The 16782-nt window shown below is 65.4% G+C and carries 20 protein-coding genes; 9 read left to right on the forward strand and 11 right to left on the reverse strand.

All coding sequences use genetic code 11. From position 1 onward, the window contains the following. Position 1 precedes the first annotated feature (1 nt). Genes ACJ7Z0_RS03230 through ACJ7Z0_RS03240 form a run of 3 tightly spaced genes read left to right on the forward strand, consistent with a single transcriptional unit; the run spans position 2 to position 2126 of the window. The gene (locus tag ACJ7Z0_RS03230) at positions 2 to 685 is read left to right on the forward strand and encodes a Vgb family protein (RefSeq protein WP_434788648.1); all 684 of its coding nucleotides are present in this window, start codon (positions 2 to 4) and stop codon (positions 683 to 685) included. A gap of 18 nt (positions 686 to 703) precedes the next feature. Further along, positions 704 to 1498, forward strand: a complete 795-nt coding sequence (locus tag ACJ7Z0_RS03235) for a DUF899 domain-containing protein (RefSeq protein WP_434788649.1) — start codon at positions 704 to 706, stop codon at positions 1496 to 1498. Between the two features lie 31 nt (positions 1499 to 1529). Further along, positions 1530 to 2126, forward strand: a complete 597-nt coding sequence (locus tag ACJ7Z0_RS03240; RefSeq protein WP_434788650.1) for a hypothetical protein — start codon at positions 1530 to 1532, stop codon at positions 2124 to 2126. 42 nt (positions 2127 to 2168) lie between these two features. On the opposite strand, the gene ACJ7Z0_RS03245 is transcribed toward ACJ7Z0_RS03240, so the two are convergent. Then, positions 2169 to 3197, reverse strand: coding sequence for a pectate lyase family protein (locus tag ACJ7Z0_RS03245; protein ID WP_491851336.1), 1029 nt, complete (start codon positions 3195 to 3197; stop codon positions 2169 to 2171). Between ACJ7Z0_RS03245 and ACJ7Z0_RS03250 the strand changes: the two genes are divergently transcribed. The 3 genes from ACJ7Z0_RS03250 to ACJ7Z0_RS03260 all read left to right on the forward strand — a co-directional run bounded on the left by ACJ7Z0_RS03250 (position 3197) and on the right by ACJ7Z0_RS03260 (position 5420). Beyond that, positions 3197 to 3355, forward strand: coding sequence for a hypothetical protein (locus tag ACJ7Z0_RS03250; RefSeq protein ID WP_434788652.1), 159 nt, complete (start codon positions 3197 to 3199; stop codon positions 3353 to 3355). The two genes, ACJ7Z0_RS03245 and ACJ7Z0_RS03250, sit on opposite strands and share 1 nt — an antisense overlap. A gap of 480 nt (positions 3356 to 3835) precedes the next feature. Beyond that, on the forward strand, positions 3836 to 4078 hold the full coding sequence (locus ACJ7Z0_RS03255; RefSeq protein WP_434788653.1) for a helix-turn-helix domain-containing protein: 243 nt from the start codon (positions 3836 to 3838) through the stop codon (positions 4076 to 4078). 1 nt (position 4079) lies between these two features. Further along, positions 4080 to 5420 (forward strand): type II toxin-antitoxin system HipA family toxin, encoded by a 1341-nt coding sequence (locus tag ACJ7Z0_RS03260; protein WP_434788654.1) that lies wholly within the window; start codon positions 4080 to 4082, stop codon positions 5418 to 5420. 102 nt (positions 5421 to 5522) lie between these two features. Here the strand turns inward: ACJ7Z0_RS03260 and ACJ7Z0_RS03265 are convergent, their stop codons facing one another. The 3 genes from ACJ7Z0_RS03265 to ACJ7Z0_RS03275 form a co-directional block, all read right to left on the reverse strand. Continuing rightward, on the reverse strand, positions 5523 to 6203 hold the full coding sequence (locus ACJ7Z0_RS03265) for a hypothetical protein (RefSeq protein ID WP_434788655.1): 681 nt from the start codon (positions 6201 to 6203) through the stop codon (positions 5523 to 5525). Between the two features lie 130 nt (positions 6204 to 6333). After that, entirely contained in the window at positions 6334 to 7407 is a 1074-nt protein-coding gene (locus tag ACJ7Z0_RS03270; protein WP_434788656.1) for a DnaJ C-terminal domain-containing protein, read from the reverse strand. Positions 7408 to 7526: 119 nt separating this feature from the next. Then, on the reverse strand, positions 7527 to 8426 hold the full coding sequence (locus ACJ7Z0_RS03275; RefSeq protein ID WP_434788763.1) for a LysR substrate-binding domain-containing protein: 900 nt from the start codon (positions 8424 to 8426) through the stop codon (positions 7527 to 7529). A gap of 103 nt (positions 8427 to 8529) precedes the next feature. On the opposite strand from ACJ7Z0_RS03275, the gene ACJ7Z0_RS03280 reads away from it, so the two are divergent. Together ACJ7Z0_RS03280 and ACJ7Z0_RS03285 are read left to right on the forward strand one after the other, a co-directional pair. Continuing rightward, on the forward strand, positions 8530 to 9696 hold the full coding sequence (locus ACJ7Z0_RS03280) for a mandelate racemase/muconate lactonizing enzyme family protein (RefSeq protein ID WP_434788657.1): 1167 nt from the start codon (positions 8530 to 8532) through the stop codon (positions 9694 to 9696). Between the two features lie 28 nt (positions 9697 to 9724). Beyond that, positions 9725 to 10702 (forward strand): tripartite tricarboxylate transporter substrate-binding protein, encoded by a 978-nt coding sequence (locus ACJ7Z0_RS03285; RefSeq protein ID WP_434788658.1) that lies wholly within the window; start codon positions 9725 to 9727, stop codon positions 10700 to 10702. A gap of 65 nt (positions 10703 to 10767) precedes the next feature. Here ACJ7Z0_RS03285 and ACJ7Z0_RS03290 read toward each other — a convergent pair whose 3' ends face one another. The 7 genes from ACJ7Z0_RS03290 to ACJ7Z0_RS03320 all read right to left on the reverse strand — a co-directional run bounded on the left by ACJ7Z0_RS03290 (position 10768) and on the right by ACJ7Z0_RS03320 (position 16197). Next, positions 10768 to 11745, reverse strand: coding sequence for a Bug family tripartite tricarboxylate transporter substrate binding protein (locus ACJ7Z0_RS03290; RefSeq protein ID WP_434788659.1), 978 nt, complete (start codon positions 11743 to 11745; stop codon positions 10768 to 10770). Between the two features lie 45 nt (positions 11746 to 11790). Next, on the reverse strand, positions 11791 to 12816 hold the full coding sequence (locus tag ACJ7Z0_RS03295; RefSeq protein WP_434788660.1) for a Rieske 2Fe-2S domain-containing protein: 1026 nt from the start codon (positions 12814 to 12816) through the stop codon (positions 11791 to 11793). 87 nt (positions 12817 to 12903) lie between these two features. Further along, positions 12904 to 13710: a helix-turn-helix transcriptional regulator gene (locus ACJ7Z0_RS03300; RefSeq protein WP_434788661.1), complete on the reverse strand. Its 807-nt coding sequence runs from the start codon at positions 13708 to 13710 to the stop codon at positions 12904 to 12906. Between the two features lie 64 nt (positions 13711 to 13774). Continuing rightward, complete coding sequence (locus tag ACJ7Z0_RS03305; protein WP_434788662.1) at positions 13775 to 14260, reverse strand: DoxX family protein; 486 nt, start codon at positions 14258 to 14260, stop codon at positions 13775 to 13777. Continuing rightward, on the reverse strand, positions 14257 to 15045 hold the full coding sequence (locus ACJ7Z0_RS03310; RefSeq protein ID WP_434788663.1) for an HvfC/BufC family peptide modification chaperone: 789 nt from the start codon (positions 15043 to 15045) through the stop codon (positions 14257 to 14259). Before ACJ7Z0_RS03310 ends, ACJ7Z0_RS03305 begins: the two co-directional genes overlap by 4 nt. Beyond that, on the reverse strand, positions 15042 to 15884 hold the full coding sequence (gene bufB, locus ACJ7Z0_RS03315; RefSeq protein WP_434788664.1) for an MNIO family bufferin maturase: 843 nt from the start codon (positions 15882 to 15884) through the stop codon (positions 15042 to 15044). The genes ACJ7Z0_RS03310 and bufB overlap by 4 nt, the downstream gene beginning before the upstream one ends. A gap of 25 nt (positions 15885 to 15909) precedes the next feature. Continuing rightward, the gene (locus tag ACJ7Z0_RS03320) at positions 15910 to 16197 is read right to left on the reverse strand and encodes a BufA1 family periplasmic bufferin-type metallophore (protein ID WP_307578381.1); all 288 of its coding nucleotides are present in this window, start codon (positions 16195 to 16197) and stop codon (positions 15910 to 15912) included. A 163-nt stretch (positions 16198 to 16360) separates the two neighbouring features. Here ACJ7Z0_RS03320 and ACJ7Z0_RS03325 point away from each other — a divergent pair, with 163 nt between their 5' ends. Beyond that, positions 16361 to 16750, forward strand: coding sequence for a hypothetical protein (locus tag ACJ7Z0_RS03325; protein WP_434788665.1), 390 nt, complete (start codon positions 16361 to 16363; stop codon positions 16748 to 16750). Positions 16751 to 16782: the final 32 nt, after the last annotated feature.

Consider the following 16782-nt stretch of genomic DNA (forward strand, 5'->3'; position numbering starts at 1 on the left):
GATGAACAGCACCACAGCCAGCAAGAAAGACAAGTCCCAGGTCGTGCCGCATGCGGCCGAGATCGTGCGCGAATACGGGCCCTTTGGCGGTGACGGCAGCGTGGCCGGCGTGACCCACGACGGCCAGCGCGTCTGGGCGGCTGCGGGGACGAAGCTGGTCGCCTTCGATCCCGCGAGCGGCGAGACCACGCGCACCCTCGATTGCGTCTGCGATGCAGGCACCGCCTTCGACGGCACCTACCTCTACCAGATTGCCGAGGCGCGCATCGACAAGATCGATCCGGCCAGCGGCAAGGTGCTGTCATCGATCCCTGCGCCCGGCCACGGCGGCGACTCGGGGCTGACCTGGGCCGAGGGCAGCCTGTGGGTCGGGCAACACCGCGATCGCAAGATCCACCAGATCGATCCGGTCAGCGGCGCTGTGTTGCGCACCATCGAATCGAACCGCTTCGTCACCGGCGTGACCTGGGTCGACGGCGAGCTGTGGCACGGCACCTGGGAGAACGACGAGAGCGAACTGCGCCGCATCGACCCCGCCGACGGCGCCGTGCTCGAGCGCCTGGAGATGCCGCGCGGCGCGGGCGTGAGCGGGCTCGAGTCCGATGGCGCCGACCTCTTCTATTGCGGTGGTGGCGGCAGCGGCAAGGTCCGCGCCGTGCGTCGCCCGAGAACCGCCAAGGCCTGAAAGGCGAAGGAGAAACGCATGAACACCGCCATCGCCGAAACCAGCACCGCCAACCATCCCGTCGTGTCGAAGGACCGATGGCTCGCCCAGCGCAAGGCGCTGCTGGCCCGCGAAAAGGAACTGACCCACTTGCGCGACCAGATCGCCCGCGAGCGCCGCGCGCTGCCGTGGAGCCGCGTCGACAAGAACTACGTCTTCGACACACCCGAGGGCCCGCGTGCGCTGGCCGACCTGTTCGAAGGCCGCCGGCAGTTGCTGGTGCAGCACTTCATGCTCGGCCCCGATTGGGAGCAGGGCTGCCCGAGCTGCTCCTACATGTCCGATCACCTCGACGGGATGAAGGTGCACCTGGAGAACCGCGACGTCACGCTGCTGGTGGTTTCGCGCGCGCCGCTGGCCGAGATCGAGCGCTTTCGCCGCCGCATGGGCTGGCAGTTCAAGTGGGTGTCGTCGCACGGCAGCGACTTCAACTACGACTTCAACGTCAGCTTCAAGCCGCAGGAGTGGGCCGAAGGCAAGGGCGAGGTCTACTACAACTACAGCGTGCGGCCGTTTCCGGCGCAAGAGGCTCCCGGCATCAGCGTGTTCTACAGGAACGATGCGGGCGAGGTCTTCCACACCTACTCGACCTACGAGCGCGGCGTGGAAGCCATGATGGGCACCTACAACCTGCTCGATCTCACGCCCAAGGGAAGGGATGAGCCCAACCCGGTCCATGCGATGGACTGGGTGCGGCACCACGACCGCTACGAGCCGGCGCCCATGGCGAAGCCGGCGGCCGCGGCGGGTTCGTGCTGCCACGCGCCGGACTGAACGCCGAGCGCGCTGAACCTGCGAGAACGTCATGGCAAATCTCTGGCCGTGGCTGGCGGTGGCGGGCGTCGGTGCCCTTCACGGGCTGAACCCCGCCACCGGCTGGATGTGGGCCGCGGCCTGGGGCGTGCGCTCACGCGACCGCACGCAAGCCTTGCGGGCCCTGGTGCCGATCGTCATCGGGCACGCTGCCTCGGTGGCGCTCGTGGCCGCGGCGGTGGCCTTCGGCGTGTCGATGGACCGCGTGGTGCTGCAGATTTCGGCGGGCGTGCTGATCGTCGTCTTTGCGGTGCTTCACTTGTCGAGCCGCACACCGAGCGCGGCGCGCGCGCCGGCCGGGCATGCGGGTATGGCGCTCTGGTCCTTCATGGTGTCCACTGCGCACGGCGCCGGCCTGATGCTGGTGCCGGCGTTGATCCCGCTGTGCATGGGCGATGCCTCGGCCCGCGAGACCGGCGCATCGGGCTCGCTGATGCTGGCGTTTGCGGCGGTCGGCGTTCACACCGTGGCCATGCTGGCCGTGACCGGCGCCATCGCGCTCGGTGCCTGCCGCGGCTTCGATGCCGGCGCGCGCTGGCTATCGAGGCTCAGGCGGAAGCTGCCAGCTGCGGCAGCGCATCGCTTTTGAAACGCTGCAACGGCTGGCGACTCGCCATCGCGAGCGCCGCCGTCAGCTGCAGCTGAGACGGGCGAGCGCCTTGCCCGCGCCAGCCACCGCAGGCAGCTTCTGCTTCACGCAGGCCGGGTCGTGCGCCGTGTACGCGTAGGGGATGGCAACCGGAAAGGTGCCAGTCGTGATCCAGTCGGTCGCGTCGCGCGACGGAGAGGACGAACTGGCCACCCAGGTGATCCCGAAGGTGCTGAAGTCGGCCGGTGTCTTGATGTTGTTGTTGCGCAGTTCCCAGAAGCCGATCGCCGAGCTGTCGCGCGAGGTCACGGGATTCTTCGCGTTCTCGAAGTAGTTGCCTTCGATCAGCGAAAAGCCGCCCATGCGGATGTTGGCACCCGAGGTGATCACGCCGCTGTACAGGTTGTTGTACAGGTGCGTGTAGCCGCCGCGCTGCAGCGGCAGGCGTGAGCCGACGTTCTCGTAGACGTTGTGATGGAAGGTGATGAAGCGATCGCTGGAATCACTGTCGCTCGAGCCGATGAGGCCGACCTTGTGGTGATCGTGGATGTGGTTGTAGGAATAGGTGATGTGGTGCGCGCCGGCCTTGTTGTCGAGCAGTCCGTCGAACTCCAGGTCGCCAGCGCCCGAGCATTCCTTCAGGCTGCTGAACAGTGTGTTGTGGTCGATCCAGATGTGGCCCGGGAACTTGCCGCTCTGCCCCTCGATGCCGATCGCATCGATCGAACCCGGCAGCAGGCCGATCGTCATGTTGCGGATGATGATGTTGGTGGCATCGGCCTTGATGGCCAGCCCGAAGTTGGCCGACGAGTTGTCCGCGCCCTCGATGGTGATGTTGCTTTTGTCCTCGATATCGACGATGGCGCCGGCCGGCAACTTCCACTGCGTGCAGGCATCGGTGATGCTGGCGAAATCGAACGTTCCGTTGTAGCGGATCACGAGCCCACCGTCGCCGGTGTAGCCGTCAATGGCAGCCTGCATTTGCGCAGCGGTAGACACCGTGATGGCCGCGACCTTGCCGCCTCCGGTGACCTCGCCGGCAAATCCGCCGCTCAGGCTGTCCGAGGTGATTGCAGGTCCAGGCGCAGGTGCAGGACCAGGTCCAAGAGCAGGAGCAGGAGCAGGAGCAGGAGCAGGAGCAGGAGCAGGAGCAGGAGCAGGAGCAGGAGCAGGAGCAGGAGCAGGAGCAGGAGCAGGAGCAGGAGCAGGAGCGGGATCTGCAGCAGTAGATGTCGATGTCGTGGATGCGGATGCAGTTGCCACTGAGGGCAAGCCCGTCGCGCCGCCGCCACCGCCGCCACCCCCGCAGGCCACCAGCAAGAGCGAGGTCATCAGAGCACCCGCAGCGCGCGAACGGGGGCTTGTGTGCTTCATTTTCTTCATGAGATTTTTTGTGTGTTGATGCCCCGATGGAATGACGAATGTCAAAGCGGGAGACCACGTCGATACGCACACTGCGTGCCGCTGACGCATTTCGGTTTCTTGTCGTCGATGTGGACGCACTTTGTCGGAAACGGTCGAGATTTCGATGGAAGGGGCAGTCGGCGCAACCCGCAAACGACAATTTGTGTCTCTTTGTGACAAAACAAAGCAGCCGGGAGGCGCTGTTCAGCGCATCTCAAATATTCGTCGTTTATTCGTCAGGAAGATAATTGACAATTATGTGTTAGGGAGATAAAGTGCACTTATTCGCATCACGAATAATTTGCATGCAGTACCCCTTGTCGAATCCGGTGCAGCTGGCTCACCTCCTCATGTCCGCCCGCAAGGCCAAGGGACTCACGCAGGCCGCGGCGGCCGCGCGCGTCGGCATGAGCCAGAGCCGCCTGTCGGTGCTCGAAACAGACCCCTCGTCGCTGACGTTCGAACAGCTGCTCGCCTTGATGAGCTTGTACGAGCTGCGCGTGACGGCGCACGACAAGCACCCGGCCAGCGCGCCGGGGAGCTGGTGACATGGGCAGGAAATCCCACGCCCAGACGCTCTCGATCTGGGCCAACGGCTTGCGGGTCGGCATCTGGCGCATTCCGGCGCGCGGCGCGGTCGAGCTCCAGTACGACCGTGCCTGGAAGGATTCGCCGGCCGGCCGGCCGCTGTCGCTCTCGCTGCCCTTCGGCGTCGACGAGGCACCGCTCCGGGGCGAGCGAGTGCAGAACTATTTCGACAACCTGCTGCCCGACAGCGACGCCATCCGCAAGCGCATTGCCAGCCGGTTCGGCACAGGCTCGGTCGATCCCTTCGACCTGCTGAGGGCCATCGGACGCGACTGCGTCGGTGCCGTGCAGTTGCTCGAGGAAGACGAAACACCCGGCAACGTGCAAGGCATCGACGCCACGGTGCTCGGCGATGAAGCCATCGAACAGCTCCTCGAGCAAACGGTTTCCTCCGCGGCCTTCGGCGCGAACGCCGACGAAGACGACTTCCGCATCTCGCTGGCCGGTGCCCAAGAGAAAACCGCGCTGCTGCGGCACAAGGGAAAGTGGCTGCGCCCGCATGGCGCGACGCCCACCACGCACATCCTCAAGCTGCCCCTGGGCCTGGTGGGCAACAGGAAGATCGACCTCGGCACTTCAGTGGAGAACGAGTGGCTGTGCCTCAATATCCTGCGGGAGTTCGGGCTGCCGGTCGCGCAGACCGACATCCACACCTTCGGCCGGCAAAAGGTGCTGAGCGTGGCGCGATTCGACCGCCAGCTGCACCCCGACGGCAGCTGGTATCTGCGGCTTCCGCAGGAGGATTTCTGCCAGGCCCTGGGCGTGCCGCCGCACGCCAAGTACGAAGCCGACGGCGGCCCCGGCGTCGAAGACCTCGCGCGCATCCTGCGGCAGTCGGAGAACGCCGAGGCGGACCTGCGCACGCTGCTCACCACGCAGATCCTGTTCTGGATGCTGGCCGCACCCGATGGCCATGCCAAGAACTTCAGCCTGCACCTGCTCGCCGGCGGCCTGTTTAGGATGACTCCGCTCTACGACGTGATGTCGATCTGGCCCGCGGCGGGCACCGGCCCGAACCAGTTCAACTGGCACCGCGCCAAGCTGGCCATGGCGGTCTCGGGCAAGAACCGGCACTACCTGATGAAGGACATCCAGCGCCGGCACTTCAATGCCATGGCGGCCAGGTGCTTCTTTGCGTCTTCGGCGGAGCCGATCATCGAGCGCATCCTGGAACAGACGCCCGCCGTCATCGACAAGGTGGCGGCCGCCCTGCCCCGCGGCTTTCCGGGCCACGTCAGCGACGGCATCCTGAACGGACTGCGCGGGTCCGCGAAGCAACTCGCGGGCATGGCGCCGGAATAAAGAATCAAGCACTTGCGCAAAGACGCGGGGTCATGCGCGAACTGGGCAAAGTGACAGCCTCGTCGAGACGACGCGGGCCGAGGCCCGCCCCATCTGCCAAAGTCAGTTCGTCGCGAAGCAGTACATCAGCCCAGCGCTGCCGCTCATTTTGAGTTGGTCGACGCTGCAGCCGCGCGTACCGTGCGAAGAGTTCCACGAAGCATTGGCTACTGGGTCGGGATTGGTGCCCTTGCGGTCGTGGTGACCCACGATGGCGGAGCCGCCGTCGCTTTTGGTCCAATTGCCGCATGTGGTGTCCTTACCGGGCTCGGGCACGGCCACGGTGCCGTCAGGGCGCGAGCCGGTGAGGATGTCGTGGCGGTTGACCGGATCGCCGGCGCCGGAGACAACCTCGCCCTTCTCGGTCAGCGAGGTGTCCTTGCCGAGCTTGGCGTTGGCGCTGTGCAGGTCGGCCACGCTGGTGGCGACAACCACTCCCTTGGCATTGGTCCAAGGACCAGCGCCGATCCGGTCGCGCGCATTGACAGCCGGCTGCCCGTCCGCGGCAGCGGTGCTCAAATAAGCGCGCCACGTTTTGTTGCCCGCCCCCGCACTCGTGGCGAGCGACTGGCAGAAGCGGTCGGCTCCGGCCAAGCCTCCGAGGTCGCCGCCCTTGCCGGGGTTGACGCTGGTGATGAAGAAGCTCATGGGGTTGCCGCCCGATGAACGCATGGCACCGCAACCGATGATCAGCGCGGTGGCTGCGACGGCAGCGCCAGTGGAAAGAAATAAGCGACTGGGCATCGACAGACTCCTGGCTGTATTGGAGCCAGAAGGCTACCGCACCGTCGTGTCAGCGGCAATCCAAGCCAGCCCTCATGCGGCTACCGCAGCGCAACATCATAGGCTCCTCCCGCAGGACAGATACCGCCGTCTACAGGCTTCGTTCCCAAGCGCGTAAATTCCGATTCCATGTGCGAAGGCGGTCGTCCAATGCTTCTCCGCCGGCGCCCGAGCTGGTGGCCAAGAGCTGGTCGAGCAGGATCTGCTGATCGGTGCTGAGCTGTTGTGGAAATATCGGCACCAGCGTGACCAGTTGGTCGCCACGCGTGCCGCGGCGCTGTACCGGGAAGCCCTGGCCCTTCAAGCGGTAGGACAGCAGGTCGCGGCTCAACTGCAGCGCCTGGAAGCCGGTGACGGTCGGCACCTTGACCTGCCGATTGGCGATCCATGCGAATCCATCGACCGGCATTTCGCATCGAATGGTGCCGTCGTCGTCGAGCTTTAGGAACGCGTGCTCCGACACCTCGACGCGAATCTCGACGTCGGTGGAAGGGCCTTCGGCGCGCACGCGACGTCCGTCGACATGGAGCAGATCGCCGTCGCGCACTCCGTGCGGAATGCGCACGTTCATCTTGTAGCCGCGCGGTGCCATCTTGCCGACCCCGCTGCACGCCGCGCACGGCTGCCTCGCGATGCCGCCGCCCAAGCAAGCCTCGCACTCGGCCACACCAGCGGGCCAACCGAAAAAGGAGCGCTTCGGGATCGCGCCCGATCCCCCGCACCGAGCGCAATTTCCGCCCAGCACCTGGTGCCCGGCGCCCGCGCACGTGGCGCAGATGTCGGTGACCTTGCCCCGCAGCACCTTGATGCAACCGACGGCCGCTTCCTCCAGGGTCATCCTGACCTTGCGGTGCAGGGTCCGGCGCTGCCGTTGCGTTCCGTCCGCGTGGGATGCTGCCGTGGCTTGGTTGGCGTCGAATCCGTCGGGGGTGTTGTTCTCCGGTGCGCCGGGCGTGTCGACGTCGGCGTTCGCCGGGGCGCCGAATCCGGCGCGGCGGATCTCTTCGAATGCCTGGTTGATGCGCTGCATCTTGGCCACAGCACCGGCGCTGTCATTGCGGTCCGGATGCCATTGCGAGGCCAGCCGGCGCCATGCCGCCTTCACCTCGCGCTCGGTCGCGTCAGGTGCCAGTCCCAGTTCGGCGAAAGCGTTCTCGGTATCCAAATCAATAAACCTTGTCCAGGGAAGCCGTCCACGATGGCACATGGAGGCGGCGGCCGGTCAGCGTGAATGTTATCCGAGGGAGCAGCATGCAAGCCGTGTGCCACGCGCGGCGAGGCCGCTCACTCCCTGATCGCGGCACTCCAGAATGCATTCGTCGCCTTCCCCAAGAGATCGCTGTCTCGATAAAGCCTGATTTCCAGCGGAACGGCCCACTCGCTGCTCGCTGCGGCGACAAGGCGCCCTTGGCCGATGTCTTCCTCCACCAGGGTCTGCGGCAGCCATGCGATGCCCCTGCCGTCCAGCGCCATCGTCCTGAGGACCGAGGCGAGATGGGCCGTGAAAACAACCTGGACAGACAGCGGCTCCAGTCGCCGGCTGACCAGGGCACGCATGATGCGTCCCAGCCCGGATTCCTCGGTGTACAAGAGCACCGGTACGGCCGATGCCCCCTGGCGTGAAAGCTGATGCAGCGGCTTGCCAGAGTCATTGGGCGCGGACACTGCAATCAGCAAGTCCCCACCGATCCGGGCTGATTTGTACGGGTCTGCATCGAGCGCGCCATGCGCTTCAGGATGCGCGTGGCTCAGCACGAACTGAACCTTGCTTTGCAGCATCAGCGATTCGCAACGCTGAAGGACGTCGGACATGAGCTGCACGGGCCCCAGCGTGATGCTCGACTCGAGGCTGCGAATCCATCGCGGCAGGAAAGTCATGGAAAGCGCATGCGTGCACGCAATGCGCAGGGTGACCGAACTGGCCTCGGCAATCTTCCTGGCGTCGCCCGGCACGCGGGCCACCCTCGCGGTCAATTCCTGCGCCACGCCGGCAAACCATTCGCCAACTTCGGTGAGTGTGGCTGGCTGCGTGCTGCGGTCGAACAAGTCGGCGCCGATCCACTCCTCCAGTGCGCGAATGCGACGGCTGAATGCGGGTTGGGAGCTATGGCGCTCATCTGCCGCACGCGAGAAGTTCCCCGTTGCTGCCAACGCCAGGAAGTCGTCAAGCCAGATCAGGTTCATGTCCGGTTCGTCCAGCGCATAGAAGTTGAGAAATTGAACATTGGCCGAAAAAGACGGCGTGGCCGACCATTCAGTCTTCCACTCACCCCCTCTGGAGACAACCGTGAAGATCGTCGAAATCCGCGAGAAGACCATCCCCATCAGCTCGCCCATTCGCAACGCCTACATCGACTTTAGCAAGATGACGCTGAGCCTTGTCGCAGTCATCACCGACGTGATCCAGGGCGGCAAGCCGGTCGTAGGCTACGGCTTCAACTCGAACGGCCGCTACGGCCAAGGCAAGCTGATGCGCGAGCGGTTCATCCCGCGGATCATGGAAGCGAATCCGTCGTCCCTCGTCAGCGACAGCGGCAACAACCTCGATCCGCACAAGATCTGGAACACGATGTTCACCAATGAGAAGCCGGGCGGCCATGGCGAGCGCTCGGTGGCCATCGGCACCATCGACATGGCGGTGTGGGACGCGGTGGCCAAGATCGAAGGCAAGCCGCTGTTTCAATTGCTGGCCGACCGCTATGGCGACGGCAAGCCCAATCGCAAGATCTTCGTCTACGCGGCGGGTGGCTATTACTACCCGGGGCAAGACCATGGGAAGCTGAAGGACGAGATGCGCAGCTACATCGACCGCGGCTATACGGTCGTGAAAAAGAAGATCGGCGGAGCCTCTCTGGACGAAGACCTGCGCCGCATCGACTCGATCATGGAAGTGCTGCAGGACGGCCAGAAGCTCTGCGTCGACGCCAACGGCCGCTTCGACCTGGAAACCGCGATTGCCTATGCCAAGGCCCTGTCGCAGTACGACCTGTTTTGGTACGAGGAGCCGGGCGATCCGCTGGACTTCGAATTGCAAGCCGCGCTGCGCAATTTCTACAAGAACCCGATGGCCACGGGTGAAGACCTTTTCTCGATGCAGGATGCGCGCAACCTGATCCGCTACGGCGGCATGCGTCCGGACCGCGACTGGCTGCAGTTCGACTGCGCGCTCAGCTATGGCCTGGTGGAGTACCTGCGCACGCTGGAGATGTTGAAGGAACATGGCTGGTCGGCCAGCCGCTGCATCCCGCACGGCGGTCACCAGATGTCGCTGAACATCGCGGCCGGCCTTGGCCTTGGCGGCAACGAGTCGTACCCCGACCTGTTTCAGCCGTTCGGCGGGTTCCCCGATGGCGTGAAGGTCGAGAACAGCTTCGTGACCCTGCCTGACTTGCCGGGGATCGGCTTCGAGGGCAAGGCCGATCTGTACCGCGAGATGCAGGCGCTTTCGGCCTGAAGCAGATGGCCCCCAAGGAGACAACACCATGAAAAGCATTTGGCGCTACGGCGCTGGCATCGGCCTGCTCGCTTTGGCCACGTTGGCCTCCGCAGACTTTCCGGACAAGCCCGTCACGCTGGTTGTGCCGTTCGCGGCCGGCGGCCCGAGCGACAAGATCGCCCGCGACTTGGCCGAGGCACTGCGCAAGCCACTCGGCCAGACCGTGATCGTCGACAACGCTGCCGGTGCCGGCGGCACCATCGGCTCTGCCAAAGTGGCGCGCGCCACGCCGGACGGCTACACGCTGCTGGTGCATCACATCGGCATGGCAACCGCGCCGGCCTTGTATCGCAAGCTCCCTTACAAGGTGCCTGATGACTTCGAAATGCTGGGTGTGATCAACGAAGCCCCTTCGGTGGTGATCGGCAAGCCGAGCCTGGAAGCCAACAGCTTCGCGGATCTGCGCAAGTGGATTGCTGCAAACGGCGGAAAGGTCAACCTGGCCCATGCCGGGCTGGGCTCCGCGTCGCACCTGTGCGGCTTGATGTTCCAGAACGCCTTGAAGACCAACATGACCCCGGTGCCCTACAAGGGAACCGCGCCAGCCATGACGGACCTCATTGGTGGGCAAGTCGATCTCATGTGCGAGCAGGCCACCAACGCTGTCCCGCAGATCGAAGGCAAGAAGGTCAAGGTCTACGGCATCACAAGCCTGAAGCGCCTGCCGCTGCCATCGCTCAAGGACACTGCCACGCTGTCGGAGTCCGGGCTCAAGGACTTCGACGTGCAGGTCTGGCACGGCTTGTATGCACCCAAGGGGACGCCGCCGGCGGTGTTGGACAAGCTCAACGCGGCGCTTCGCACCGCTTTGAAGGACCCGGACCTCATCAAGCGCGAAGAGGCGCTGGGCCTCACCGTGGTGAATGACGACCGCTTGAGCCCGGCCGGCCACAAGAAGTTTGTGGAAGCTGAGAAGGTCCGATGGTCGAAGGTCATCAAGGACGCCGGCGAATACGCCGATTGACTGGCGAAGCGCCTAACGCACAGATTACGCGCCAAACCCTGTGTTCAACGCGTGAGCCGGCAGCCCTACTGCGCTTCGATCCCGAACTCCCGCATGCGCCGGGTGATGACGTCGAAATCGCGCTTGTAGTTGACTGCGAACTGCTCGGGCGTGGTGTTGAGCATTTCGAGCCCGCGCTCCGCCATGCGCACCTGAACCTCGGGCATGGAGGCGGCGGTGCGCAGCGCAAGTGTCAAGCGCTCGATGGCCGCGGGCGGCGTCTTGGCCGGCGCGACGAAAGCGATCCACACGGCGGCCTCGAACAACGGGTCGTCGAAACCCAGCTCGCGCATTGTCGGCACCTGCGGCAGCACGGAGGAGCGCTCGCGTCCCATGATGGCCAACGGAACGATCTTCCCCGCCTGCACGTGCTGGCGCGCGAGGCCGGCGGACGTGAGCCCGACACTCACCGTGTTGCTCAGCAGGTCGGCCATCACGGGGGCCTCCCCGCGCTGCGGCACATGGACCATGCGTGCTTCGAGCTTGCGGTTGAGCGCCTCGCCCGCCAGATGGCCGAGGCCGCCGGGTCCCCAGGTGCCGTAACTGAGCTTCTGGTCCGGCCTGGCGGCCAGTTTGCGGAAGTCGTCCATGCCCTTGACGCCGAGCTCGAGGTTGGCCGAGAGGATGGCCGGGCTGCGCACCACCTGCGTGAGAAAAACGAAGTCGCGCTGCGGGTCGTAGGGCAACGTCTTGTACAGCGCGACGTTGTTGATGAGCGAGTCGCCGAGCGTGACCGCGATCGTGTAGCCGTCGGGCGCGGCCCGCGCCACCTCGCCCAGGCCTACGGCGCCGTTCGCGCCAGCGCGGTTGTCGATGACGAAAGGCTGGCCCAGCAGCTTGGCGGCATGCTCGCCGATCAGGCGCGCCACGAAGTCGTTGGCCCCGCCGGCTTGGGCCGTCACGACGACGCGGATCGGCTTGCCTGGGAATGTCCCCTGCGCAATGCTCGCGAGCGGCAGCCCGGCGAGCAAGGCGAAACCCATGGTGAGAAAGTGGCGGCGCATCGAGGACTCCTTTGTCTCTGTGTGTCTTGGGATTCTTCGTGTGGCTCAGCCGGCGGCCGGCATGCCCCGCTCGCGCTCGATCTCTTGCTGCAGCAGCCGGCGGTACTGGACCAGCGCCGCGTCCATGCCCAGCGGCAGCATCTGCGCTTCGGAATCGATGTTCCGGTATTGCGCGGTGATCATTTCGCGGTCTTCCTCGAATGCGGTAACGAGGCCTCGGTAGATGGTCTCGGTGACCGCGGGGTCGGCGATGCTGCTTCGGTGCGATTGCTGGAAGAAGTAGTGCGTGGTTGTTTCGGTCTCGGGCGTGAGCGTCTGGCAGCTGTGCAGCTGCACGCCGCCGCGCAGGTCGCCCTCGGCCTGCCCCACCGGCGCGCCGCCCGATTTCATCAACAAGGTGCCGGGTAGCACGAAGTCATAGATGAAATAGCGGTCGACGTTCCGGTCGAAGCTCTGGAACGATTTCCAGAAGGGCGACGGAGGAACGTCGGGCACATGCCGCGTCACGCGGATGCCGCGCGGCACCTTCTCGATCTTCGGAACGGCCTGGGCGATGGCCGTCGATCCGCCGAGCGTGCCTTCGTGCACGTAGCTCAGGTGCGAGAAGTCCAGCAGGTTGTCGGAGACCAGGAGATAGGGTGTGTCGTAGTGGACATAGCCGGGCTTGTGGCGCCAGTCGGGATGGTCGCACGAGAAGTTGTCGGGCAAGAGAGCCGGATCCGCCAGCGTCGGTTCGCCCATCCAGACGAACACCCATTTGTTGTGCGAGACCACCGGATAGGTTCGCACGCGCGCCTTCACGGGAATGTTCGCCAGCCCGGGTGCCTCCACGCAGGCCCCGTCGGGCGCGAACTTGAGACCGTGATAGCCGCAGCGCACGCAGTCGCCTTCGCGGCGACCGCGAGACAGCGGTGCATGCCGGTGGCAGCAGCGGTCCTGCATGGCGACGAGTTCGCCGGTCTCGGTTCGATAGACCAGGATCGGCTCCTTGAGCACCGTGCGCGTGAACAGCGCGTTGGCGGAAATCTCGTGATCCCACGCAATGACGTACCAGCAATTTCGAACCCACATGCCTGTCTCCAAGAGTCCAGGCAATGTAGAAATTCGCGCGGCTTCCGTCTGTCCCCGTCGAAGGGGACAAAACCCTCAGGGCGATCCCTAGTGAGTAAAACGCAGCAGCTGCTGCCGACCGTGGATCGACAGCTTCAGATAGGCGCGCTTGCGCAGCGTCGTCACCGTCGACGAGGCAACGCCCAGGTCGGCGGCGACGCCATCGGCACCCATGCCGCAGGCAATGCGCGCGCACACCTCGCGCTCGCGCGCCGAGAGCTGCGGTGCCGTGCGCTGCAGCGTGCGTTCGATGCCCGCCACGCGCAATGGCGTATCGGGCGATGCAAGCTGCGCGAAGAGCGAATTGCGGTGCGCCCGCTTCAAAAGGGGCGCCAGCCCCAGCAGCCGCGCCACATCCCCCTCCTCGAACTTTCCGTTCTGCCGGTTGCGGTAGAGGTTGATTGCAAATAGCGTCCGGGGTACCGGCGAGTAGAGAAAGCTCAGCCGCCCTGTCAACTGCCGCCCAATGAAGATCTGCTCACGCCATGCGGGGTCGGGGATGTCCGCCGCGTCGTACAGCATGGCGGTCACGGGTGCGTGCGCCGGCGCCTCCGCACTCATGCGCGCGGCCAGGCGGGTGATGTCGTCCGCATGCCGGAAGCGCTTCTTGTAAAGCGAAAAGCACTCGGCCGTGATGTTGTCGTGCCGGCCGGCCGCATGCCCTTCCACCTGCGACGGAACGCCGTCGATGTACTGCACGAGCGAGATGTATTCGACCGGCACGACATGGTTGATGAAGTCGAGCATGTTGAGCGCAGGCGCCTGCTCGCTGCCTGCATCGAGCAGGTGCGCGACGGCGCCGGCGTCCAGCATCTGGCCCGCAGGCGGCGTGTCGAGAAACCAGGTGGAAGGCATCGCGGCTCAATATAGGCGAGCGGCGCCCGATTCAACAGAGTGGAAGCCCGCGTGGGCCAGGAGGTCAGCGAACACCCATCGCGTGGTCGAGCGACAGACGTCCGCCGCCGCGACCCACCAGGTACAGCAGCAGCGCAGCCCACGAGAGGTGCGTCGGCCATGCGTCCGGATAGACGAACACCTGGATCACCAGCGTCATGCCCAGCAAGGCCAGCGCCGACAGGCGCGTGAAGAGGCCCAGCACCAGCAGCAGTGGGAACAGATGCTCAGAGTAGGCCGCGAGGTGCGCCGCAATCTCGGGCGGCACGAACGGCAACTTGTATTCGGTGCGAAACAGCTCGTAGGCGCTGTCGGTCAGGGTGAGAAAGCCCTCGACCTTGGTGCGGCCGGAGTAGAAGAAGATCGCCGCCACGGCCACGCGTGTGGCCAGTGCCAGCGCATCGTGGCTCACGATGCGCGTGAGCCGTTCGGCCACCGAGTTCCAATGCGCGCGAAGACCACGGTGGTTGCTGCTGTCGACCGGCGCGGAAGCCTGAAGGTGGGTGCTCATGGTGCTCTTTCGTTGGATGCGGGCGATGCACAGGTGCCGGTGAATGCGCCGGCGCGCAGCAGGGTTGCAAAGATGGCCGAGATGTCTGCCTCCGGGTCGGCAGCCAGCGCGCGCTCTGCCGCATCGGCAAGGGTGGCGCCACCCGCGCAGGCGTCGAGAAAGACGCAGCCTGCCTTGGTGATCTCGTGCCAGTTCACCGCGTCCTGCGGCCGCGTGAGCAATGCACCCTCGCTTCTCCAGGCCAGCTCAACGCCTGTGGCACTCTGCTGGCGATTGCGCTCCCAGATGCTGTAGACCGGCTGCGCGTCGAACCAGGCCCAGCGTGCGGCCGGATGCGGTGCGAGCACGAGGCCCGCGATCCGCTCCGGCGTGTGGCGTGCGATCCATGCGGCGTCGGCGGCAGGTGCGTCGGGTGCGGCATGGGCTTCGCGCCAGAGGATGTCGAGTTGCGCGACGCCGGGCAGGTAGACGAGTTCCGCGGCCGGCTCGAAGCCGCGCAGGAAATCGGGAAAGCCGCCGCCGTAGTGCAGCAGGCGTCCGTCGCGCGGCACGTCGGAGACCACGTAGAGTGCGGCGGCGGCGCGAAACCACTGCTCGCCCACCAGCTGCGCAACGGTGGGAAAGTTGGCCTGCAGCGCATCGATGCAGGCCTTCATCACCGTGTTGCGGTACACCGAGAAAGCAGGCTGCATGGCGAGTGCCCGCACCGCCGGATGCACCGCCTGCAATGGATCGAACAGGGCCTCTGCAAAGGCCTGCTGAAACTGGCCGTGCGGCGTGTTCATGCCGTCGCCTCCTGCGCCGCGCGGTGCAGTTCAATGGCAGCTTGTTCCTGCTCGGCCATGAGTTCTTCGAAGGCCGGCACATTGCCGTCGCGCTCGATCAGCGTGGGCCGTGCGCCCGCGCTTTCGACGAAGCGCCGATACAGCTGCCAGACTTCTGGCGCGATGGGCGCATCGTGCGAATCGATCAGCAGGGCGTCACCCAGCGTGGGATCGGCGGTGTGGCCCGCAAGGTGAATCTCGCCGACCAGTGCCTGAGGGAACCGGTCGATCCAGGCCGCGGCAGAAAAACCGAGGTTGCGTGCGGACACATACACGTTGTTGATGTCGAGCAGCAGTTTGCAGCCGGTGCGCCGCGCCAGCTCGGCAAGAAAATCGATCTCGTCCCATTCGTGGCCGTCGATGTGCAGGTAGTGCGACGGGTTCTCGATGGCGATCGCGGTGCCCAGCGCGTCCTGCGTGCGCGCGATGTTGGAAGCGATGCGATGCAGCGCGGCGGTGGTGCGCTGAAAAGGCAGGAGATCGGGAAAGTATTGACCGTTCCACGTCGACCACGCCAGGTGCTCGGAGATCAAGGCGGGCTGGATGCGCCGGACAAGCTCCGCCAGCCGCTCGAGATGCGCGGCGTCGGGTTCCGCTTCGCCCGCGAGCGAGAGTGAGACGCCATGCAGCGACACCGGATGGCGCGAGCGGATCGCTTCGAGCCATCCGATGCGCGGCCCGCCCGCCACCATGTAGTTCTCGGGGTGCACCTCGAACCAGAGGCCCTCGGCACGCGCGCCGAGCGCGGCCTCGTAGTGCTCCGGCTTGAGGCCGAGACCGGCCGCAAGAGTGGCAGACATGGCGGCGTGCGCAGTGCGTCGTCGATCAGGATTTGATCGGTGCCAGTGAGCCCATGCCCTTGGGCGTCTTGATCGTGGTGCAGGTGCCGGCCGGAACGTTCTTCCAGGCGTTGCCCTGGTAGTCGACCTTGGAGGTGCCCGCGCAGGTGGTGCCGGGGCCGGCGGCGCAATCGTTCTTGCCGGCCATCGAGACGCCGTAGCACTTTTCCATCGTGGCCATCTTGTCGGCCATCGGTTTGTCTTGCGCCATGGCGGAGCCGGCGGCAAGGGCACCCAGCGCAAGGGCGGTGATCGCGAAGGAACGGTTGATCATGGATGAACTCCGAAGATTGATTGAAGATTTGCAACCACGCCCCAATGCGCGGTCACTTGCTAGTTCGCAAGTTGCGCGGCCGGGGTTACACCGCAGTGGACGATGGGCCAGATTTTTTTGCACCATCGATCGTTGCAACGAGCAGCGATACACTGAGGCCGATATGAGCGGACATCGCTACTTCCGACGTTGCACGACCGCGTTCCTCGTGGTCCTGTCGCTGCTGTTTTCGCAGCTGGCGCTGGCGAGCTACGTCTGCCCCGGCGAAGCAGAGGCGGCATCGATGGCCGGAATGACAATGGCGGCGGGCGAGCCGTGCGAAGGCATGGATGCCGCCCAGCCCGTGCTGTGCCACCAGCATGCCGCCGACATGTCGCTGTCCTTCGAGCCGGTGAAGCTCGCGACGCCTTCGCTGCCCGCCATCGCGCAGGTTCTGCTCGTGCCGCTGATGCTGGAGCCGCAAGACCAGGCGCTGCCGCAGCAGGCGCGTCCCGAACGGCAGCATCCGCCGCCCGATCCCGTCTTTCTCGCGACCCTCCGACTTCGCGTCTGAAATCTCCGTCGACCGACTGGTGCCGGCGCGGC

The sequence above is a fragment of the Variovorax palleresanus genome (assembly GCF_051144945.1).
Classification (GTDB): domain Bacteria; phylum Pseudomonadota; class Gammaproteobacteria; order Burkholderiales; family Burkholderiaceae_C; genus Variovorax; species Variovorax paradoxus_S.

Excerpts from the sequence above, each read along its gene's own strand:
- ACJ7Z0_RS03305 (WP_434788662.1), bottom strand. The coding sequence starts at position 14,260 with ATGAGCACCCACCTTCAGGCTTCCGCGCCGGTCGACAGCAGCAACCAC.
- ACJ7Z0_RS03320 (WP_307578381.1), bottom strand. The coding sequence starts at position 16,197 with ATGATCAACCGTTCCTTCGCGATCACCGCCCTTGCGCTGGGTGCCCTT.
- ACJ7Z0_RS03260 (WP_434788654.1), top strand. The coding sequence starts at position 4,080 with ATGGGCAGGAAATCCCACGCCCAGACGCTCTCGATCTGGGCCAACGGC.
- ACJ7Z0_RS03255 (WP_434788653.1), top strand. The coding sequence starts at position 3,836 with ATGCAGTACCCCTTGTCGAATCCGGTGCAGCTGGCTCACCTCCTCATG.
- ACJ7Z0_RS03310 (WP_434788663.1), bottom strand. The coding sequence starts at position 15,045 with ATGAACACGCCGCACGGCCAGTTTCAGCAGGCCTTTGCAGAGGCCCTG.
- bufB (WP_434788664.1), bottom strand. The coding sequence starts at position 15,884 with ATGTCTGCCACTCTTGCGGCCGGTCTCGGCCTCAAGCCGGAGCACTAC.
- ACJ7Z0_RS03325 (WP_434788665.1), top strand. The coding sequence starts at position 16,361 with ATGAGCGGACATCGCTACTTCCGACGTTGCACGACCGCGTTCCTCGTG.
- ACJ7Z0_RS03300 (WP_434788661.1), bottom strand. The coding sequence starts at position 13,710 with ATGCCTTCCACCTGGTTTCTCGACACGCCGCCTGCGGGCCAGATGCTG.
- ACJ7Z0_RS03285 (WP_434788658.1), top strand. The coding sequence starts at position 9,725 with ATGAAAAGCATTTGGCGCTACGGCGCTGGCATCGGCCTGCTCGCTTTG.
- ACJ7Z0_RS03275 (WP_434788763.1), bottom strand. The coding sequence starts at position 8,426 with ATGAACCTGATCTGGCTTGACGACTTCCTGGCGTTGGCAGCAACGGGG.
- ACJ7Z0_RS03290 (WP_434788659.1), bottom strand. The coding sequence starts at position 11,745 with ATGCGCCGCCACTTTCTCACCATGGGTTTCGCCTTGCTCGCCGGGCTG.
- ACJ7Z0_RS03240 (WP_434788650.1), top strand. The coding sequence starts at position 1,530 with ATGGCAAATCTCTGGCCGTGGCTGGCGGTGGCGGGCGTCGGTGCCCTT.
- ACJ7Z0_RS03265 (WP_434788655.1), bottom strand. The coding sequence starts at position 6,203 with ATGCCCAGTCGCTTATTTCTTTCCACTGGCGCTGCCGTCGCAGCCACC.
- ACJ7Z0_RS03295 (WP_434788660.1), bottom strand. The coding sequence starts at position 12,816 with ATGTGGGTTCGAAATTGCTGGTACGTCATTGCGTGGGATCACGAGATT.
- ACJ7Z0_RS03235 (WP_434788649.1), top strand. The coding sequence starts at position 704 with ATGAACACCGCCATCGCCGAAACCAGCACCGCCAACCATCCCGTCGTG.
- ACJ7Z0_RS03230 (WP_434788648.1), top strand. The coding sequence starts at position 2 with ATGAACAGCACCACAGCCAGCAAGAAAGACAAGTCCCAGGTCGTGCCG.